Raw genomic sequence first — 19,150 nt, 5'->3', positions numbered from 1 at the left:
GGGGCTATTTTATGGATAGAACGCCGGGCGGTGCCCGGAGCACGCTACCCAGAAGGTGTCAGGCCGCGACCTTGATGTTCTTGGCGCTAGGACCCTTGGGGCCGGTTCCAACCTCGAAGGTGACGCGCTGATTTTCCTGTAGCGACTTATAGCCTTCGCTACGGATCTCGGAGTAATGAGCGAAAAGATCCTTGCTGCCGTCGTCGGGCATGATGAAGCCATAACCCTTTTCGGCGTTGAACCACTTGACGATGCCGGTTGCCATGGAATGTCCTTGACCTAGAAAAGCGATTGCTCGCGGGGCGCCAGATCATCAAGGATGGGAGAGGATAGCAACCGCAGCACCACTGACGGCGACCAAGGGAAACGCAGACCGCGTCACTTGAGAATCTCGCTGAAACCAGTGTATTGGCGAACCCGGAAAAACGTCAAATATCCGAAGGGGCTGCAGCGCCTCGCAAACCCCGCCATGCCGGCGGAAAGCGCCTATCCAGGCCTTTGCAGAGGCGATATTTTCAACTTGGCACGCACGGATACAGGCGGATACCTCACCCCGCGCGATGCCACGCACAGCCCCCATGCCGCCAACCTCGGCCTAGCCCGAGAACCCGCCCGCATCCAGGAATTCCTGTTCGGCCTGCGATGTCTGCCTGCCCAGCGCGGCGTTGCGATGCGGGAAGCGCCCGAAGCGCTTGATGATGTCGCGATGCAGGACTGCCCAGCGCAGCGAATCGGCGTCCAGGTGCTCCATCAGGGTCACGCAACGATTCTGCGCCACGAGGCTTTCCGCATGCTCAAACGGCAGGTAGAAGAACTGCCGGAGCCCGCCATCGACGGCCAGGTCGTGCCCCGCCGCGATGGCGCGGTCGGCGAAGTATTGCGCAAGGGGGTCGGTGGCGAACATGTGCGCGGTGCCCCGATAGGCGTTGCGGGGGAACTGGTCCAACAGGATCATCAGCGCGAGGGCGCCCGTGGCGTCGTCCAGCCAGCCATCCAATTGGCGCGCCGCGGCGGCCATATGGACATCCTCGAATCGTTTCCGGAACGTGGCGTCGAACGACGCGCTTTTACTGAACCACTGCTGGGGACCCGCATCAAGCCAAAACGCGACAACGTCCTGCGGCTGGGTGGGAAGTGGCGGGAGGGAGGCGGTAGTCATGGCGGCGGAAAGTCCTGAAGGCGGGTGGCCGTCTGCGCCCCGAGGGCGCCTCATCGACGGGAACAGCCAGAAGGATACTGCGCGCAAAAATAAAAAAAGCCCCACGAGGGGGCTTTTTTTCGAAAAATCAGAGCCTTACAGGACCTGAATCTTCGTGGCTTGCGGGCCCTTGGGGCCATTGGCCGTCACAAAGCTGACGCGCTGGTTCTCTTCCAGAGACTTGAAGCCCGAGCCCTGAATTTCGGAGAAGTGAGCGAACAGATCCTTACCACCCGCTTCCGGGGTGATGAAGCCATAACCCTTTTCCGAATTGAACCACTTAACGACGCCGGTTTCCATACTGTATTTCCTAGAGATAATGGGCAAATGCCCGGAGGTCACGAATCAATCAAGGAGGGGACAGTAGAACAATAACGCTGAGCCGGAAAAGGCACGGCACTGAACGAAAATCGCAACGCTTGTGATCGTGTGCCGACACTATCGTTATGTTCCCCTCACAAGTCAACATAATCCTAAAAAATGCGTGCCAATAATGCAACAAAGAGAAACTGCGCAAAAAAAACACACTTTTTCATAGGACGAATGAGGTCCTGCGTAGGTGTTTACACCCACACATCATAAAAAAACAATCAAGGCTTATATAAATGCCATCAAAATGCGTACAACCTTCAATACGCCGTTTGGATGGCACTTTGGTTTGCCGTCAGGCTTACTGGTCGATAGGTAAACCCAACAGGTCGAGCGCCGCGCCGAAAGCATCGGGACCCGAGCAAAGGAAAACCGCCACGTCGCCGGGATTCATATTTTCCAGGACCTGGTCGATCTGTTCTTGCGCATTATCAACATTGTCGACATTAGCGGCGTGTATATCCGCCCCTGCCTCGACTTTCTCGCGCGGCACGATGTCTGCGATCGCATTGAGATCGGTGACGCCCATGACGACATAGGCGCTGATGCTCTCGCCATCCAGCGTGGTGTGCAGCTCAACGCCGCCCGCTACGTCGGCAACTTGCCGACTGACTATTTCCATGTTCCATCTTCCTTGATTCGCGGGCCAAGCCCGCCTGGGCACGCACCGTGTAGGTGCACACGCACGCCCAGGCGCGACTATAACAGCCTTAGGCTAATGCTTCCTGACATTCGGTCCCAGCGACTGGCGGGCAGCCCCGGACGTGGCGGCAACGCTACGGCTGCGCACGCCGGCTTCGGCCAGTACGCGGATCAGCGGCTTCTGGGCGTTCAGGAACGTTGTCTTCTCGTCGCCAGCCAGCTTGCAGATGAACATCTGCGCCTGGAGCTGGGTACGCCGGGCCTTGCGATTGGCGGCCTCCTGGGCGAGCCACTCGCCCACCCAGGCGGCGGCGGCATCGGCGTCGCCGTGCTGCTTGACGTGGCCCAGCAGGTCGAACACGGTCACACCGTTGATGCGTTCGTCTTCGCCACGCGATAGAAAGAGCTTGGCGGCCTGGCCCGTATAGCCGGGGATCACCGCGAGGCAATCTCGTTCTGCGGGTTTCTTCATAGTCTCAGTATGTGTCGGTTATCAAGAACCCTGGACTGTAACCCGGCTGCGGCGGCTGTCGTATCGCGGCAGCGGAACTCTGCTATCGTCGGCGTGTTCTTTTTCTATCCCTACATGGTGGACATCATGCAACGCGATTTCGATCTGGTCGTCACGATCCTGGGAGCCCTGCGCGACGCGCCGGGCCCCAACCTGAGCACACACGATATCAAGAACGCCGCGCTGGCTCCTCACCCCGAGGAACAGGGCCTGCAACTGATCGCGCATCACCTGGACCTGCTGGCCGACGCGGGCCTGGTCAAGCAGATCAGCGAGACGGCGGCGACCGCGGGCGCGACGCGCTGGCGGATCACCTGGAAGGGCTACGACGCCCTCGAGCAGGACGAGGACGACGAAGAGGACGAGGAGTTCGACGCGGAAGAATGAGGCGCCGAGCGCCTGGCGGCTCAGCGGCGCTGCAGTATGCGCCGCGTGAGCAATGATGCCGCGGCGCCGATCACCAGGCTGAACATGAATGCGGCGATCGACAGCATCGCCGCCAGGTCGCTGAAACCGCCGTGGCGCGCCAGCAGCAGCACCGCCACGAAAACAGCCGCCGCCAATCCGACGACGCCCATCAGCACATGCCTGATGGATCGCAGGCGACCGCAAAGGGAGCCGCCAGCCAGCGCGGCGGCCACCATGGCGGCCATGGACCAGAACAGATACTCGTAATGCATTTGGACGGTCTCCCCCGGGGGCATTGAGGCGCCCGCATTATAGGCGGCGCCTGCCCCGGGGTTGGTCCGGCGTGAATCAGAAGCGGAAGCTGTAGCCGATATTCGCCGTGACCTCTTGGGTCACGCTCGCGCCATGCCCGTACTGCAGGTCCACGAATGCCCGATGGCGTCCGGATTCGACCGCCACCCCGCCCCCCATCTGCCAGCGATTTCCCGGAAGCGCCACGTCGTAGGTCGTGTTGCCGAATCCCACCGTGTCGTCGTGCGAAAACTGCTTCAGGTACGACACCTTGGCGTAGGGCTGCAGCGTGCCTCCGTCCGACAGGCTGATGTCGCGCCCGGCGCGCAAGCCGGCCCGGCCCTGGATGGATGTCTGGCTGCTGCGGCTGTAGATGCCCTGCAACTGGGGTTCGACGAACCACTGGTTCGCCAGGCGCCAGTGATAGCCGAGTTCCGCGCTGCCGCTGTAAGTCGTATGGGACGTGCCGTCGCTATAGGTGCCGCGATTCAAGGGCAGGTCAAACCGCACGTCCTGGTCGATCCGGCCGACCTTGTTGACGACGTCGACATACAAGCCGTTGTCGTGGACATACGACAGATAGATGCCCGCGTAGCGGCTGTTGATCTTTCCGCGGGTGCCCAGCTCCGCATCCTGCTTGGACTGGGAAAGCCCCACGAACGCGCCGAGGTAGACCTTGGCCGAGGACGCGGTCCAGGCGTAGTCGCCACCGACGGAAATGGCGTTGGCGTCCTGGTCGAACCGGCTTGCGTTCGCCGTTTCCACCTTGTAGCTGCTGCCCGTGCCGCGCACCCAAAGGCCGCCCCTGTCCGTCAGGTTGCGCAATTCGCCCTGGCGCTGCCCCACCGTGCCTAGCTCGGTGTCCAGGAGCATGATCGACGCGGTCTGGCCCATCGCCACGGCGTTGGCGCCGCGAGTCTCCACTTCCTTCCTGTACTCGGCCTGCGCCCGCTGCAGCGCCTCTAGCGCTGCCTGCTGCGCCGCCTGCTGCGCGGCCCGCAGCGCTGCCCGCTCGGCGGGGGTCAGGGAGGCCGCGGCCGCCCCCGCCCAGGGGACAAGGCAAACGGCTGCCAGCGCAGCTGCGGCAACACGCTTTGACGACGGCGAGGCAGGCTTGGCCGGGAGCGGCCGTGCCATGGAAAGAGACGGTTTCAAGGTCATACGGCGTCCTGGTTGGCTCACGATTTTCTACATTCTATACAAAATACAATTTCAAATTGTATGAATGGAAATCGAAATCCCAGGCGTGAATATGAGCCCTTTGTTGCCTGCTATTTCAGCGTTAGGGCTGGAAAAACCCCTATGAAACCAGTGGGATACACAGGATCTGGCGACTTTTCAGCCCGCGCTTGGCGGTGCCGGCTGCGGCAGGCCGTGCCTCTGCGTGCGCGGTCTGTCTCTGAAAATGACCGCCAAATGAAAGCAGCGGTTACGGCCATCGGCAACATATGTATCCATAACTGCGGCGCAAAAGGCCGCCCATCGGCAAGGCTCAGGCCACGGCAATCACGCTGATCTCCACCAGCGCACGGTAGTGCAGCTCGCGCGTGGGCACGATCGCCCGGGCCGGACGATGGCTGCCAAAACACTGTTCGTAGACCCCGTTGACCTCGTCCCACAGACCGACGTCCGGGATATACACGGTGACGCTGACCACCGCGGACAGGGAGGTGCCGGCAGCATCCAGGATCGCCTGAACGCTGCGCAGCGCCTCCCGCGTCTGGCCGGCAGCGCCCGCGGCCAGCTCCGGGCGGACGCCTGGTTCGACCGGCGGCAGGAAGCCCAACTGCCCGGAAACAAACACCAAGCCGTTGGCGCGCACCGCCTGCGAGTAGTGGCCGGCGGGAGGCGTGGCCTTGGGTGTGTGGATGATGTCCATGTCTGATTCCTTTGTGGCGGTCGGCCTACCAGCCGCGAAAGCGTTCCCAGTGCGCGACCACTTCGGGCGCGCCGGGGCGCACAACTTCATACGCATCATGCTGCGCGCAGGTGGCGCAGGCGTGGTTGGGGACAATCCGCAGCTTGGCGCCGATCGGCAGATCGGGCAAAACGGCGTTGCTGCCGGCACGCAATTTGATGATGCCCTGCTCCTGATTGGTCTCGGCGAGCAACACGTCCGGATAGACCTTGCCGTCTGCATCGCAGACCAGCCCGTATAGCTGGTCCACCGGCTGTTTGGCGGTGCCCCGGTCACGCGACATGGCCATCCATCCGGCATCGACCAGAATCCAGCCCTTGTCGGGCTGATGGCCGATCACGGTCGTCAATACGGTGGCCGCGATGTCATCCACGCTGCATACGCCCAGCCCGGCCATCACCAGATCGAAGAATACGTACACCCCGGCGCGGACTTCGGTCACACCCTCGAGGTTGCGCGCGAAATGGGCGGTCGGCGTGGAGCCGACACTGACCACCGGACACGGCAGGCCGGCGTCGCGGATCGCCTGCGCGCAGCTTACGGCGGCCCAGCGCTCCTGCTCGGCCATATCCGCGATCGCCTCCACGCTGCGGCATCCGTAGGACTCGCCTGCGTGCGTCATGACGCCCCGCAGGCAGGCGCCCTCTTCGTGCAGCACCCGGGCGATTGCCAGCAGGTGGCTGGTGTCGCCCGGCTGCACGCCGGCACGGTGGCCGTCGCAATCGATTTCGATCAGCGCCGGGATGGGATCTCCCGCCATCTTGGCCCGCGCGGACACCTCCCGCGCCGCCTCGATGCTGTCGACCACCACCGTCAGGTCCACGCCGCGCCGGCGCAGCGCCAGCACGCGCTCCAATTTGGCCGGGGACACGCCAACCGCGTACAGCAGGTCGGTGACGCCCGCGGCCGCGAACTGCTCCGCTTCCTGCAGTGTCGATACGGCGGCGGGGCCCTGGGGCGTCGGCATGAGCCTGCGCGCCACCTCGATGGACTTCGGGGTCTTGAGGTGGGGACGCAGTTGCACGCCGTGGCCGGCCATCAGCGTGTTCAGGCGGTCGATATTGCGCGTCATGCGCGTCTCGTCCAGCAGCAGGCAAGGCGTTTCCAGGGTGTCCAGCGTGGACGCGGCGGCAGCAGGGGTCATGACGGCCTCTTCAGGAATTGGTGGAAGGACGCGGAACGATCCCGGATCCCTATGAACGCAGTATGGCGCTCCAGCCTCCTGGCGTGTTTAATAGAATCTTAATTTTCCATTAAGCATAAACTGAATGATCACCACCGACGACCTGCGCTTCTTCCTGAGCCTTGCCGCAACCAGCTCCCTGGCGCAGGCAGCCCGCGCCCTGGACGTGACGCCCCCGGCCGTCACGCAGCGGCTGCATGCGCTGGAAAAGCGCCTGGGCGTCCGGCTGGTCAACCGGTCCGGACGCGGCACGGCCCTGACCGACGAAGGCCGGCTGCTGGCTTTGCGCGCCGGGCAGATTTGCGGCGAACTGAGCGACCTGGCCGACGAACTGGCGGGACGGCGCGGCGTCGTGGCCGGCCACCTGCGGGTCGTCGCGCCGCTGGGCTTCGGCCAGCGCTACGTTGCCGGACTGGTGGCCGAGTTCCGCAAGAGCAGCGAAGACGTCACGGCCAGCCTGACGCTGTCGGACGGCCCTCCCCGGCTTGCGTCCGACAACTGGGATGTCATGGTCCATATCGGCGAATTGCGTGACTCTACGCTGGTCGCCTATCCGCTGGCGCCCAATCGCCGGATCCTGTGCGCATCGCCCGCCTACCTGGCGCGCCGGGGCGCGCCCGCCAAGCCGGAAGACTTGCGCGACCACGACTGCATCGCCCTGCGCGAGAACGACGAGGACGTGACCCTATGGCGGTTCAAGCGCGGCCGCGGGCCGGCGGTAGGCGTACGCATCACGCCCGTGCTGTCCAGCAATACGGGCGCCGCCACCCTGGAATGGGCCTTGGCGGGGCATGGCATCGTGGCGCGCTCGGAATGGGATGTGACCGCGCATCTGCGGACTCGCGCGCTGGTGCCCTTGCTGGCGGGCTGGAGCCTGCCGGAAGCGAATGTGGTGGCGCTGGTGAAATCGCGGCAGGAACTGTCCGCCCGCACCGCGGGCTTTCTGGCGTGCCTGCGCGCCGCGTTTGCCGTCCCGCCCTGGCGCGACGAGGCGTAGCAGGCCTGGACGTTCAGTCCAGCATCGCTTCCGCCTCGATTTCGATCAGCCACTCAGGCAAGGACAAGCCGCTGACGATGATCCACGAAGACGGCGGCGGGTCGATCTTGAACCGGTCGCGCAGGGCCTGGGCAACTACCTCCTGTTCTTCCCTGACGGTATCGCAGATATAGATGCGCAGCATGATGACCTGGGCCATCTTGCCGCCGGCGGCGGCCAGCACGCGTTCGATGTTGTCCAGCGCGGCTTCGGTCTGTACTTGCAGCCCCGGCCCCACGGTGCGCTCGTCGGCATCCACGCCGACCTGGCCCGACAGCAGCATGCGGCGCAGCCCCGTCACGATGACGGCCTGGCTGAATCCGTACTGCACGGAGTTGAATACGGTATCGGGATTGACGACGGTTCTGGACATGCTCTTCTCCTGAGGGCCGGGCGCCGCGACACGCCGGCAGGCCATTCTAGCAACCGGCGCTTTACGCGCGGACGGGCTCGGCCGCCCGGACACGCGCGCCCGGCAATGCGACCAGCAGCACGATCGCGCCCGCGCCCACGGCGGTCCAGAAACCCGCGCTGACGCCGTGGTGGTCGACCACCCAGCCGGCCAGCGCCGCGCCCGCCGCCACACCGGCGCCCAAGCCCGTCACCAGCCATGTCAGCCCTTCCGTCAGGCGGTTGCCCGGCACGCTGCTTTCCACCAAGGCCATCGCAATAATCATCGTCGGCGCGAAGGACAGCCCCGCCAGCAGCACCCCGAGCGACAGGGTGAGCAGATCGTTCACCAGCAGCAAGGGCAGCGTGGTGAACGCCGTCACCCCGGCCGCAATGGCCAGCAGGCGAGGAAGCGGCATCTGGAACTTCAGCACGCCGAACACCAGGCCCGCCACGCAGGATCCCAGGGCGTAGGCGGACAGCACCAGGCTCGCGCCGGCCGGCATGCCCTGCTGCCTGGCGAATGCCACGCTCAGCACATCGATGGTCCCGACGATCACGCCCATGGCCGACATCATGGCCAAAAGCGGGCGCATCCGAAACATGCGCAGCACCGAGGCCTGGCGCCCGGCCTCGCGGAACTGCACCGCGGGCGCCGTGGCGCGCTGCATGACGAACGCGGTGACGCCCACAGCCAGCAGCAATGCGGCTGCCAGCGGCCCCGCCTGAGGAAACAACGCAACGCTCAGGCCTACCGCCAAGGGCGGGCCGACAATGAAGCTGAGTTCGTCCGCCACCGACTCCAAGGCATAGGCGGTGCGCAGTTCGGGCCTGTCCCGGAATATCTCCGTCCAGCGGGCGCGGATCATGGCGGGCATGCTGGGCAGACTGCCCGCCAACGCCGCGAAAATGAACAGGACCCAGTCCGGCGCATTCCAATGCACGCTCGCCGACAGGCCGATCAGCGCCGTAACGCAGACCCCGGCGGCCAAAGGCAGCACCCTGCCCTGTCCGTGGCGGTCCACCAGGCGCGAGATGCGGGGCGCCAGCAATGCCGTGGCCAAGGCAAACGTGGCGGCGACGGCGCCGGCCAGGGTATATGCGCCGCGCACCTGCGACAGCATGGTGATGATGCCGATGCCAATCATGGGCAAAGGCAGGCGCGCGATGGCGCCGGCCAGCACAAAACCGGCGGCGCCGGGGGCTTGGAACAATTCGCGGTACGGATTTGGCACCGGGGTCCTTTGAATGCGGGTAGACAGCGAGATCGTATTCACATACATTGCGTATGTCAATTTACCTACGCAATGTATGTCCTGGAGAGCCGTATGTCGCGATCCCGCGCCGAGATGATTGAAGACACCCGTGCGAAGCTGCTCGCGGCCGCCCGCCAGGCATTCCGGCAAACGGGCTATGCCGCCACGTCGATGGACGATTTCACCGCTGCCGCAGGATTGACGCGCGGGGCCTTGTATCACCACTTCGGCGACAAGAAAGGCCTGCTCGCCGCGGTGGTGGAACAGATCGACGGCGAGATGGATCAGCGGCTGGGCGCCGTTTCCCTTCGGGCTCCCGATGCCTGGACTGCCTTTCGCGATCGCTGCCGCGCCTATCTGGAGATGGCCGTCGAACCGGAGATCCGTCGCATCGTGCTACAGGACGCGCGGGCGGTGCTGGCGCCCGCCCCCGGCGCGGCGGAACAACAGTGCGTTGCTTCGCTGGGTGCGCTGCTGCAAAAACTGATGGACGAGGGCGTCGTCGAACCGGCGGACCCGCAGGCGCTGGCGCGGCTGGTCAATGGCAGCCTGGTCGAAAGCGCTTTCTGGATCGCGGAGGAAAGCGACGAGCAGGGGCGGCTGACGCACGCCCTGCAGGCGCTGGACCTGCTGCTGCGCGGCCTGCTGCGGCGCTGACGCAAGCATGCAACCTTGTCGGCGCCAGCCTGGCCCGTTTGCGATTCCCGCGCGCCGCACGTATTATCAAAGTTAATTCTTGTTTAAATAACAATACACAGCGGGGTCAGCGTGAATTCCGGCACGGCCAATGTTTCAAGCGCATCCTGGGCAGACCTGCTGCACGGCGCCAATGCCTTGCGTTCGATTGCGCTTGCGGGCGGCGTCGCGCTGCACGCAATCAATGTCTACATCGTCACGACCATTCTTCCCAGCGTCATCAAAGACATCGGGGGGCTGGAGTATTACGCCTGGAACACCACGCTGTTCGTGGTCACGTCCATCGTCGGGTCGGCGCTGTCGGCCAGGCTGATTGAAGCCCTGGGACCCCGCGCCGCATATCTGCTGGCCGTCGCCGTGTTTACCGCCGGGTCCGTCGTTTGCGCGCTGGCGCCTTCCATGCCGCTGCTGCTGGCCGGACGCAGCATCCAGGGCCTGGGCGGCGGGATTCTCTTTGCGCTCAGCTATGCGCTGATCCGCCTGGTGTTCGATGCCCCGCTGTGGTCGCGCGCCATGGCGCTGGTGTCGGGCATGTGGGGGGTCGCCACGCTGTGCGGCCCGGCCATCGGCGGCGTATTCGCGCAGACCGGGCAATGGCGGTTGGCGTTCTGGGCCTTGCTGCCCGCGGCGGCGGCGTTGGCCTTGATCGTAGCCTTCAAAGTGGGTGGGAAAGCATCGATCCCCCGGCGCCCTCCCACCGCCCTGCCCTGGACCACGCTCGGCCTGCTGGTGGCCTCCGTGCTGGCCATCACGCTGGCCAGCCTGTCGACGGCGCTGAGCTGGAATCTTGCCGGCATCGCTGCCGGGCTGGCCATCGCCGCGCTGATCGCGGGCGTGGATTCCCGTGCCGCGAAGAGGCTGCTGCCCACGGGCGCCTATTCGATCCGCGCGCCGCTGGGCGCGCTCTACGCGATGATGTGCCTGGTGGTGGCCGCCATCACCACCGAGATCTTCGTACCGTATTTTTTGCAGGTCATCCATGGCATGACGCCGCTGGGCGCCGGCTACATGACCGCGGCCATGGCGGCTGGGTGGACGCTTGCCGCCATGCCCAGCTCGACGCGCAGCGGCGCGGGGGCAGATTTCATGGTGCGCTTGAGCCCCGTGGTGATTCTGGCCGCGCTGATCGCGTTGGCTGTCATGACCCCGCAGGCGGGGCTGCTCGACTCGCGCGCCGGCCTGGCCATGTACGTCATCGCGCTGGCTGGCGTGGGATTTGGCATCGGCCTGGGATGGCCGCATCTGCTGACCAAGATCTTCAATGCCGCGCCCGCGGGCGAAGAGACGCTGACATCTTCATCCATCACCACGGTGCAGCTCTACGCCACGGCCTTGACGGCGGCCCTTGCCGGCATCATCACCAATAGCGCCGGCCTGGCCACCCCGGGCGGGGTGGCGGGCGCGCAGCATGCGGCACAGTGGCTGTTTGGCGCCTTCGCGCTTGCGCCCGCGCTGGCGTTGCTCTTGCTCGGACGCGTCGCCGGGAGCACGCGACGGCAGCGGACCGGTTGAACCGCGGCCGCGCGGGCCGGATCGACCAAATGCGGTATGGATTGCCGCCACGCTCTTTGCTACGCTGGCCTTTACCTGAAAGGGGTTAGGCCATGAGCAACAAGATCCGAGTCCTGTGCATCCAGCCCTCATCGATTTCGGCGCGCTTCGCGTTCCTGGGGATCGCCTTGCGATGGACGCTGGGTGCGACACCCCGGCCTGCCAGCCTGCGGATCGGACCCCACGACCTGGCGCCGGAAGGTTCCGAAGCCGCCTTCTGGCAGTTCGCCTTGCGCCATGCCTTCTCCAGCCAGTCGATCCTGGTCACGCGCGGCGACCGCTGGGACGTGACCGCGTCCGTGGACGGCGACGAAGTTCATGCTTTCGGCAGGAAATTCGCACTGCGGCAGTGCCTGTTCTGACCCCCGCCAGCGTCCTGCCGGCGCCTTAAATGCCAAGCTGGCGCTTGCGGTAATAGGAAGCCATTTCCTCGGGGGTCCAGCGCTGCCGCGCCTCGTCCTGGCAGCAAGTCCGGTAAACCAGGGCGCCTACGTCCAGGAACCGCTTCATGTCGGCATCCGACAGCTTGCCCTGCACCTGCAACAGGCAATCCGCCAAGGCGGAAAGCACACCATCCCATCCATCGAACTTGGCCGGCGCAACCGGCTGAGTAATCATGCGCGCCATCATTTCACTATGGTCCATGCTGAATCCCCCCCGGACGCGCAGCCATCGACCCATACGGCGGCCAGCACGCCCTTGCGTTCAGCAGCAAGTCGCGTACCCGCGGAAGCTTGCGCGGCTAGCGCGTCGGCGCGCGCCCTTGCACGGGATCCGGCGCCCGCCCCCGCAGCAGCGAATCCGGGTGGGTCTGCAGGTAATCCGACAACTCGCGCAGGGATCTGGCCGTACGCGCCAGCTCCTGCAGCGCCATCCCCGTATTGAGCGGAAGGCCCCCATCGGGATTCAGCAATGTGCCCACGGCAACCAGGGACTTGCTCGCCTGCCTCAACATGGCAGCCGCCTCGGGCGCCAGCTGCGTATCCAGACGCCTGACCAGACTGGACGCGCTGCGCAACGCATTGCCCAGCTCGGTCCCTAGCGCGTCGAGAGGCACCCGGTCGAGCTTGCTCAGGATACTGCTGAGCTGCTGCTGCAACTGGTCCAGATTGTTGGGGACCGTCGGAATGAAGGGCGCATCCTCCATCTTGAACACCGCCGGCTTGGCATCCGGAAAGACCATCATCGCAACGTACAACTGGCCGGTCAGCAAATTGCCGATGCGCAACTGCGCCCGCAGGCCGTGGTCGATCATGGCCTGCATCAATTTGCCCGTCGGGTGCTCCACCGTGGATCCCGAAAATTCGGTGATGTCTCCAAAGGTCTTGGCGCCCAGGCGCTCGGGATAAAGGGTCGCGCCCACTACCGCGTAGAACTGATTGGTCGTCCGGTCCAGTTCCAGCTCGATGGAATCCACCTGTCCGATCGTGGCGCCAAGGGAATCAATAGGAGCGCCGACCACCAGGCCCCGGACCGATTGGTCAAAGCGCATGCGGATGCGCAGCGGCGCGCCGTCGGGCTGGGCGCGAGCGGCTTCTTCGGACGGGTAGATGACGAACGCCGCGTCGGCCTTGGCCGCTGCCTGCTCGCGCGCGTCGACTGAATCGAACGCCACCCCGCCCACAATGACGGACAGCAGGGACTGTGAACGCACCTTGAGGCCGCGCGCATCCACGGTGAAATCCACGCCGCTGGCATTCCAGAAGCGTGTGCCGCCGTTGACGTGGGCGTCGTTGGGCGCGTCGACGAATACCTGTATGTTGACGCCCTTGCCGCTGCTGTCCAGGTGATAGCCCACCACCTGGCCCACAGCGATGCGCCGGTAGTACACGGGCGAGCCGACATCCAGTGAACCGAGATCCCGCGCGTTCAGCGTGAAGCGCTTGCCGGGGCGGTCCTGCGCCACTTCGGGGGGCACTTCCAGCCCGGTGAAGGAGAACTTGCTGGCCGCCACCGGCCCGTTCTTGCCGTGCTGCCCGGCCGGATCCAGGCCGATATAGGCGCCGGAGAACAAGGTGCTCAAACCCGATACGCCGCTCAGGGTCAAGCGCGGACGCACCACCCAGAACACCGTCCCTTCCTGCAACAGGCCGCCCGCCTCCTTGTCGATGCGTATCGTCGCCACGACGCCGGTGCGTTCCGGGTTCAGGGCCACGCGCTCGACGAGACCGACATTGACCTCCTTGTAGCGGACCTGGGTCTTTCCGGCCTCCAGCCCCTCGGCGGTCTGAAAGCTGATCGTCGCGGTGGGCCCAGCCTCCATCCATACCCGCAGCACCAGCAGCAGTCCGCCCAGCGCCGCGATGATCGGCACCAGCCAGATCCAGGAAAACCGTCGGCCGCGCGGCCTGGGCGCGGGCGCTTTATCGTCGGCGGGGCCGGTCTCAGGCATTGAGGACATCCTCTTCAAGCGCGCGTCTGGACTCTAGGCAATATCCCTTAGCAGGGTCGCGCTGGTGCGTCCGGCGCGCAATCGGGGGAATTCCCGATATTGGCGCCTGCGAGGCCCTCGGATAGCAGGTAGGATAGTCATCCCAACAAACAGGAAATTTCCGTGAATATCGAAATCCGTCCCGCCGCCCCGTCGGATGCGGCCCAGATCCATGCGTTCATCACTGAACTGGCCGTCTATGAACGCGCGGCCCATGAGGTGATCGCCAGTGCCGAGGACGTCAGGCGGACCCTTTTCGCCGAGGGCGCTCCGGCCAAGGCGCTGATGTGCCTGCTGGACGGCAAGACCATCGGCTATGCCGTCTATTTCTACAGTTATTCCACGTGGCTGGGCAAGAACGGCATCTATCTGGAAGACCTGTACATCACGCCCGAACAGCGCGGGATCGGCGCAGGCCGCGATCTGTTGCGGCGCCTGGCGCAGGAAGCCGTGGCAAACGGCTGCGGACGGCTGGAATGGAGTGTGCTGGACTGGAACCAGCCCGCCATCGATTTCTATCAATCCATCGGCGCGTTGCCGCAGGACGAGTGGGTGCGCTACCGCATGGCGGGCGACGCGTTGCGCAATTTCGCCGAAGGCCGCCGCCAGGCCGCCCTGCCCGGCTAGAACTCGGGCAGGTCGAACAGCGTATGCAAGGTGGAACTGGGCACGGGCACCGACGCGAGGTGCTCGCGTCCGTCATCGTCAACCAGCACGCGCACCGCGCGCGAGGCCACCGTCAGGCCATCCACGCTGACCGCGGTTTCGACGTCCGCTCCCTCCTTGATGAGCTCGATGACCTCGGAGGCCGCCGCCGTCATGGGCTCGGTGACCCAGCCGGGCACGCCGCGCACGGCCTGGCCCCAGCGCACATAGGCGATATGTCCGCTGACAGGTTCTTTGCGAACGGCGACGATCACGTACAAAGACATCCAGGCCTCCCTAAAGTGTGGCCTGGATCGTATAACAACTTGGCGTATCCGGGATGACGGCCAAGGTCAGGGTTCGATGTCGATGGGGGCAAAGGACTTCACCAGGTCATCCAGCCTCTTGAGCTGCGTCAGGAAGGGTTCAAGCTTGTCCAGCGGCAAGGCGCTGGGACCGTCGCATTTGGCATTCCTGGGGTCGGGGTGGGCCTCCAGGAACAGGCCCGCCAGGCCCACCGCCATGCCGGCCCGCGCCAGTTCAGCCACCTGCTCGCGGCGGCCGCCGGAGGCCGCGTCCAGCGCCGAACGCTGTTGCAGGGCATGCGTCACGTCGAAGATCAGCGGGCGATTGCCGGTCACCTTCTTCATCACGCCAAAACCCAGCATGTCGACGACCAGGTTGTCGTAGCCGAAGCTGGTGCCGCGATCGCACAGGATGAGCTTGTCGTTGCCGGCCTCGGTGAATTTCTCGACGATGTTCAGCATCTGGGTCGGGCTGAGGAACTGCGGCTTCTTGATGTTCACGACGCGCTGCGTCTGGGCAAGCGCCACCACCAGGTCCGTCTGCCGCGCCAGGAATGCCGGCAGCTGCAGGATGTCGGCCACTTCGGCAACCGGAGCGGCCTGCCAGGGCTCGTGCACATCCGTGATGACGGGCACGCCGAATTCCTTCTTCACCGCCTCGAAAATCTTCATCCCTTCTTCGAGACCCGGTCCGCGATAGGAATGGATGGACGAACGGTTGGCCTTGTCGAACGAGGCCTTGAAAACGTAGGGAATGCCCAGCTTGCGGGTCACGCGCTGGTATTCCTCGCAGGCGCGCAACGCCAGGTCCTTGGATTCCAGCACATTGATGCCGCCGAACAGCACGAAGGGCCGATCGTTCGCGCAGGCGATCGAGGAGGAAATTGCGACTTCTGGGGCGGTCATGATGGGTGAATCCTGTAAAAAAGGCAGGTGATAGTGCGTAATGTACAACCTGCCTACCCCGGATTTCACCCCTTGCGCCGCTTTCCCGGCCCTCAGCGGCCGGATGACATGCGCCGCAGCACGCCGTCGCGCAGGATGTAATGGTGAAAAAGGCCTGCCAGCGCATGCATCAGCGCCAGCACGACGATCGTCCAGGCCACGGTGTCGTGCAGCCCTCCGATGAAGCGGCGCTGCTCGTGATCAACGATCTGCGCCGCCATCAACAGGTACAGCAGGCCGTGTACGCCTGTACCAGCTGCACGCAGCCACCCCGTAGCCGCCGGCGGCAAGCGCCGGCCCGCGCTCAGGCGCCAAATGACGCGCAACGCGAAAACGCCGGCAAACGCCAGTCCGAATGAGATCAGGCTGACTACGTCCTGATCGCGGCGCCCTGCCCCTGCAAGGAGTCAGGCGTTTCCCGCATCCGAGGTCCAGCTCGCGGAAAACGTCTGGGGCAGCAGGCTCAGGCTGCCCACCAGTTTCTCCACGCGCTCGTCTTCCTGATGCGTGGTGTAGACCACCGCATGGACCTCGGAGCGCCCGCCATCGCGCAGCTGGCTCTCCACGCCGCGCAGGCGCAGACTGTGCTTGCCCAATGCGTTGAGCAGCTCCGCCCGCACCAGGGCTTCGTCCACCGACGCGCAGGTCAGCGCGATGTTGTAGTAGCGTTCTTCGGTTTCGGCTTCGGGAACGTAGCGGTCCACCAGGCGGGCGACGCGCCGCAACAGCACATTGGTCACCAGGATCAGCCCCGTCACCGCCCCGGCTTCCGCCAGGAAACCGTAGCCCGTCAGGACTCCGACGGCGCCGGTGGCCCAGATGGTGGCGGCGGCGCTGAGTCCGCGTATGGTCAGGCCGTCCCGCATGATCAGGCCGGCGCCCAGGAAACCGATCCCCGTCACCACCTGGCTGCCCAGCCGCATGTCGCTGCCGGCGTCCAGCAAGGCGGGCAAGGAGGTATAGGCAGCCGCGCCCAGCGCCACCAGGGCATGCGTCACGACGCCGGCATAGTTCTGCCTCCATTGCCGCTCGACGCCGACGGCAGCACCCAGCAGCATGGCGAGAAAGAGGTTGATGGCTATTGAGAATCCGCTCATGGAAGGCCTTGTGCTCGGTGCTTGTTCTTCTTGGAGCGCCCGGCCGGCCGGAAACCGGCAAAATGAGCGGGCGGCTCGGCCCTATTATCCCCTGGCGCGCGGTCCAGGGCGCTTATCGCTGGACGCGCCCTCCACGACTGGCCACAATGCCCCGTCGCGGCCAGGCGCGCCGCCACCCGGCATTTGACCCAACAGGCTGAACAATATGGGATTTTTGGATTCTCTCTTCCGGCGCACGCCGACGCAGGACCAGTTCGCCAAACTATTCGTCGAGGCCGCGCGCCGGGAGGGCTTTGACGATGAACTGACGTACAAGGCCGACGAGTTCCGGCTGCTGTGGGCCAAAGGCTCGTTCTTCAACCTGCACAATGCCTATCGCGCCTATTGCGACGGCAAAGGCGCGCAACGGCAACACGCCCTGCAAAGATACGTGTTCGCGCTGGCCAGCAGCCTGCAAGGTACGCCCCAACAGATGTCCGAAGTCCGCCCCCTGCTCCGCGCCATCATCCGCAGCCGCAGCTCCATCGAGGAAGTGCGGCTGCATCACCTCAGGGCGGACGGCAACGACGACGCCCATCGCCCCTCGTTCCTGCCGTTCGGGGACGACTGTGCGGTTTTGCTGGCGCTGGATCATCCCGACGCCATCTCCACATTGACCAACGGTCCGGAAGCGGCCTGGCAACTGACGTTCGAGCAGGCGCTGGCCATTGCCATGGAGAACTTGCGCGACGAGCCCGACAATTTCACCGAATTGGTCCAAGGCGTGTATGGCGGCGCGTGGGCGGATGGCTACGACATCAGCCGCGCCCTGCTGCCGGACATGCTGGAGCGCGTCCCGGTGCGCGGGCGGCCCGTGTTCATGATGCCCACCCGCGACACGCTGCTGGTGACCGGCGACAACGACGACGACGGCATGCAGAAAATGGTGGACCTGTGCCATCTCGCGATCCAGAACGGCCGGCTGATATCGCCGCACATGTACCACTATGCGGACAAGACGGCGGCGCGCTACCGGCCCGCCAGCACGGCGCTGGCGCAACAGCTCGCGCATCTGTCCCGCTTGTTGGCCAAGTCCGAATACGATACGCAGAAGGAAGCGCTGGACCACATCCACGAAGAACAGGGCAAGGACATCTTCGTGGCGAACTACAACCTATTCACGCAGGATGAAGACCCCGCCACCTCGTTTTCGCTGGCCTCATGGACCCGTGGGGTGGACACCTCGTTGCCCCGGGTGGACCGCCTGGCGCTGGTGCGCCCGGACGCCGACGACGACATCGGCGAAGTGCGGGTGGTGGCCTGGGAACAGGCGGCGCACCTGCTTGAACCTCTGCTTGCGCCGGAGAACTGCTACCCCATCCGTTACCGGACCCTGGGCTTTCCGGAGGATGCTCAGCTGGCCCAGTTGGACGAGGTGCCCTGATCGCGCTGTGCGCGTTCCGCGGCAGGCTCGCTGACGAGCCGGTAGGCAATGGCTCCGATGATGGCCCCCACTATCGGGGCGACCCAGAACAGCCACAGCTGCTCCAGCGCCCAGCCGCCCACGAACAGCGCGGGCCCGGTGGAACGCGCGGGATTGACCGAGGTATTCGTGACCGGGATGCTGATCAAGTGAATGAGCGTCAGCGCCAGGCCGATCGGGATCGCCGCGAAACCGGCCGGGGCGCGCTTGCTGGTGGCTCCCAGGATCACGAACAGAAAACCGGCGGTCAGCACCACTTCCGTCACCAGCGCGGAAAGCATCGTGTATTTGCCGGGGGAAAATGCGCCATAGCCATTGGCGGCGAAGTGGCTCGCCTTCAGGTCGAATCCCAGCTTGCCGCTGGCAATGCACGCCAGCACCGCCGCCGCCGCGATGGCGCCCAGTACCTGGACAATGACATAGGGCAGGATTTCACGAGCCGGAAATCGGCCGCCCGCCACCAGGCCTATGGTGACGGCCGGATTGAAGTGCCCGCCCGAAATATGGCCCACCGCGAACGCCATGGTCAGGACAGTCAAACCGAAGGCCAGGGCCACGCCCGCAAAGCCGATGCCCATTTCCGGGAAGCCGGCGGCCAGCACCGCGGCGCCGCACCCGCCCAGCACCAGCCAGAACGTGCCAAAGAATTCAGCGCCGCAACGCTTGGATAACGAATACATTTCCACTCCTGGAAAACGAAAGCCTCACGGTATCGCCAAGCGCGAACGGCAACGTCAAAGGAATGCAAAGCTAGACCATTCTTGTATGCGCCGGAGGGCGGCCGCGGCCGCCTCGACCAAGGTAACTGCGTCAGGG

25 protein-coding genes are annotated in these 19,150 nt (G+C 64.9%); 7 read left to right on the top strand and 18 right to left on the bottom strand.

Annotated elements, in window-relative coordinates; translation table 11 throughout:
- Positions 1-58: 58 nt before the first annotated feature.
- From HLG70_RS03750 to HLG70_RS03730, 5 genes are all read right to left on the bottom strand, one after another.
- On the bottom strand, positions 59-265 hold the full coding sequence (locus tag HLG70_RS03750) for a cold-shock protein (RefSeq protein ID WP_006225311.1): 207 nt from the start codon (positions 263-265) through the stop codon (positions 59-61).
- A gap of 330 nt (positions 266-595) precedes the next feature.
- The gene (locus HLG70_RS03745) at positions 596-1,159 is read right to left on the bottom strand and encodes a DUF924 family protein (RefSeq protein ID WP_171663896.1); all 564 of its coding nucleotides are present in this window, start codon (positions 1,157-1,159) and stop codon (positions 596-598) included.
- A gap of 135 nt (positions 1,160-1,294) precedes the next feature.
- Positions 1,295-1,498, bottom strand: a complete 204-nt coding sequence (locus HLG70_RS03740) for a cold-shock protein (protein WP_006220190.1) — start codon at positions 1,496-1,498, stop codon at positions 1,295-1,297.
- Positions 1,499-1,868: 370 nt separating this feature from the next.
- A complete protein-coding gene (locus HLG70_RS03735; RefSeq protein ID WP_171663897.1) occupies positions 1,869-2,189 on the bottom strand; it encodes a hypothetical protein in 321 nt (106 codons plus the stop codon).
- A gap of 93 nt (positions 2,190-2,282) precedes the next feature.
- Positions 2,283-2,681, bottom strand: a complete 399-nt coding sequence (locus tag HLG70_RS03730) for a hypothetical protein (RefSeq protein ID WP_171663898.1) — start codon at positions 2,679-2,681, stop codon at positions 2,283-2,285.
- A gap of 126 nt (positions 2,682-2,807) precedes the next feature.
- On the opposite strand from HLG70_RS03730, the gene HLG70_RS03725 reads away from it, so the two are divergent.
- Positions 2,808-3,107, top strand: coding sequence for a DUF2513 domain-containing protein (locus tag HLG70_RS03725; RefSeq protein ID WP_171663899.1), 300 nt, complete (start codon positions 2,808-2,810; stop codon positions 3,105-3,107).
- Positions 3,108-3,127: 20 nt separating this feature from the next.
- On the opposite strand, the gene HLG70_RS03720 is transcribed toward HLG70_RS03725, so the two are convergent.
- The 4 genes from HLG70_RS03720 to HLG70_RS03705 all read right to left on the bottom strand — a co-directional run bounded on the left by HLG70_RS03720 (position 3,128) and on the right by HLG70_RS03705 (position 6,481).
- Entirely contained in the window at positions 3,128-3,400 is a 273-nt protein-coding gene (locus HLG70_RS03720) for a hypothetical protein (RefSeq protein WP_171663900.1), read from the bottom strand.
- A 76-nt stretch (positions 3,401-3,476) separates the two neighbouring features.
- Positions 3,477-4,556 (bottom strand): autotransporter outer membrane beta-barrel domain-containing protein, encoded by a 1,080-nt coding sequence (locus tag HLG70_RS03715; protein WP_213697158.1) that lies wholly within the window; start codon positions 4,554-4,556, stop codon positions 3,477-3,479.
- Positions 4,557-4,911: 355 nt separating this feature from the next.
- Positions 4,912-5,298, bottom strand: coding sequence for a RidA family protein (locus HLG70_RS03710; RefSeq protein WP_171663902.1), 387 nt, complete (start codon positions 5,296-5,298; stop codon positions 4,912-4,914).
- 25 nt (positions 5,299-5,323) lie between these two features.
- Entirely contained in the window at positions 5,324-6,481 is a 1,158-nt protein-coding gene (locus HLG70_RS03705; protein WP_171663903.1) for a DSD1 family PLP-dependent enzyme, read from the bottom strand.
- Between the two features lie 124 nt (positions 6,482-6,605).
- Between HLG70_RS03705 and HLG70_RS03700 the strand changes: the two genes are divergently transcribed.
- Positions 6,606-7,517: a LysR family transcriptional regulator gene (locus HLG70_RS03700; RefSeq protein WP_171663904.1), complete on the top strand. Its 912-nt coding sequence runs from the start codon at positions 6,606-6,608 to the stop codon at positions 7,515-7,517.
- 13 nt (positions 7,518-7,530) lie between these two features.
- Here the strand turns inward: HLG70_RS03700 and HLG70_RS03695 are convergent, their stop codons facing one another.
- A complete protein-coding gene (locus tag HLG70_RS03695; protein ID WP_171663905.1) occupies positions 7,531-7,929 on the bottom strand; it encodes a RidA family protein in 399 nt (132 codons plus the stop codon).
- 61 nt (positions 7,930-7,990) lie between these two features.
- On the bottom strand, positions 7,991-9,181 hold the full coding sequence (locus HLG70_RS03690) for an MFS transporter (RefSeq protein WP_171663906.1): 1,191 nt from the start codon (positions 9,179-9,181) through the stop codon (positions 7,991-7,993).
- A gap of 93 nt (positions 9,182-9,274) precedes the next feature.
- On the opposite strand from HLG70_RS03690, the gene HLG70_RS03685 reads away from it, so the two are divergent.
- The 3 genes from HLG70_RS03685 to HLG70_RS03675 all read left to right on the top strand — a co-directional run bounded on the left by HLG70_RS03685 (position 9,275) and on the right by HLG70_RS03675 (position 11,811).
- A complete protein-coding gene (locus HLG70_RS03685; RefSeq protein ID WP_171663907.1) occupies positions 9,275-9,859 on the top strand; it encodes a TetR/AcrR family transcriptional regulator in 585 nt (194 codons plus the stop codon).
- A 111-nt stretch (positions 9,860-9,970) separates the two neighbouring features.
- Positions 9,971-11,410: an MFS transporter gene (locus HLG70_RS03680; RefSeq protein ID WP_171663908.1), complete on the top strand. Its 1,440-nt coding sequence runs from the start codon at positions 9,971-9,973 to the stop codon at positions 11,408-11,410.
- A 92-nt stretch (positions 11,411-11,502) separates the two neighbouring features.
- A complete protein-coding gene (locus HLG70_RS03675; RefSeq protein ID WP_171663909.1) occupies positions 11,503-11,811 on the top strand; it encodes a hypothetical protein in 309 nt (102 codons plus the stop codon).
- A gap of 25 nt (positions 11,812-11,836) precedes the next feature.
- Here the strand turns inward: HLG70_RS03675 and HLG70_RS03670 are convergent, their stop codons facing one another.
- Both HLG70_RS03670 and HLG70_RS03665 read right to left on the bottom strand, forming a co-directional pair.
- Positions 11,837-12,094: a hypothetical protein gene (locus tag HLG70_RS03670; RefSeq protein ID WP_171663910.1), complete on the bottom strand. Its 258-nt coding sequence runs from the start codon at positions 12,092-12,094 to the stop codon at positions 11,837-11,839.
- A gap of 97 nt (positions 12,095-12,191) precedes the next feature.
- Positions 12,192-13,841 carry an intermembrane transport protein PqiB gene (locus HLG70_RS03665; protein ID WP_234103377.1) on the bottom strand — a complete coding sequence of 550 codons (1,650 nt, stop codon included), beginning with the start codon at positions 13,839-13,841 and terminating at the stop codon, positions 12,192-12,194.
- A gap of 162 nt (positions 13,842-14,003) precedes the next feature.
- Between HLG70_RS03665 and HLG70_RS03660 the strand changes: the two genes are divergently transcribed.
- Positions 14,004-14,507 (top strand): GNAT family N-acetyltransferase, encoded by a 504-nt coding sequence (locus tag HLG70_RS03660; protein WP_171663911.1) that lies wholly within the window; start codon positions 14,004-14,006, stop codon positions 14,505-14,507.
- Here the strand turns inward: HLG70_RS03660 and HLG70_RS03655 are convergent.
- The 4 genes from HLG70_RS03655 to HLG70_RS03640 all read right to left on the bottom strand — a co-directional run bounded on the left by HLG70_RS03655 (position 14,504) and on the right by HLG70_RS03640 (position 16,872).
- Positions 14,504-14,812 carry a carbohydrate isomerase gene (locus HLG70_RS03655; protein WP_171663912.1) on the bottom strand — a complete coding sequence of 103 codons (309 nt, stop codon included), beginning with the start codon at positions 14,810-14,812 and terminating at the stop codon, positions 14,504-14,506. The two genes, HLG70_RS03660 and HLG70_RS03655, sit on opposite strands and share 4 nt — an antisense overlap.
- Before the next feature lie 66 nt (positions 14,813-14,878).
- Entirely contained in the window at positions 14,879-15,736 is an 858-nt protein-coding gene (gene kdsA, locus HLG70_RS03650; protein ID WP_171663913.1) for a 3-deoxy-8-phosphooctulonate synthase, read from the bottom strand.
- Between the two features lie 92 nt (positions 15,737-15,828).
- Positions 15,829-16,125, bottom strand: coding sequence for a cytochrome b (locus tag HLG70_RS03645; protein WP_267970728.1), 297 nt, complete (start codon positions 16,123-16,125; stop codon positions 15,829-15,831).
- 57 nt (positions 16,126-16,182) lie between these two features.
- The gene (locus tag HLG70_RS03640; RefSeq protein WP_171663914.1) at positions 16,183-16,872 is read right to left on the bottom strand and encodes an MgtC/SapB family protein; all 690 of its coding nucleotides are present in this window, start codon (positions 16,870-16,872) and stop codon (positions 16,183-16,185) included.
- Between the two features lie 205 nt (positions 16,873-17,077).
- On the opposite strand from HLG70_RS03640, the gene HLG70_RS03635 reads away from it, so the two are divergent.
- Positions 17,078-18,295 carry a hypothetical protein gene (locus HLG70_RS03635; RefSeq protein ID WP_171663915.1) on the top strand — a complete coding sequence of 406 codons (1,218 nt, stop codon included), beginning with the start codon at positions 17,078-17,080 and terminating at the stop codon, positions 18,293-18,295.
- Here HLG70_RS03635 and aqpZ read toward each other — a convergent pair.
- Positions 18,265-19,014 (bottom strand): aquaporin Z, encoded by a 750-nt coding sequence (gene aqpZ, locus HLG70_RS03630; RefSeq protein WP_171663916.1) that lies wholly within the window; start codon positions 19,012-19,014, stop codon positions 18,265-18,267. The two genes, HLG70_RS03635 and aqpZ, sit on opposite strands and share 31 nt — an antisense overlap.
- Between the last annotated feature and the right edge of the window lie 136 nt (positions 19,015-19,150).

This window comes from Achromobacter deleyi (assembly GCF_013116765.2).
GTDB classification, from domain to species: Bacteria; Pseudomonadota; Gammaproteobacteria; order Burkholderiales; family Burkholderiaceae_B; genus Achromobacter; species Achromobacter deleyi_A.
This window is presented reverse-complemented; position numbering and strand designations above follow the sequence as displayed.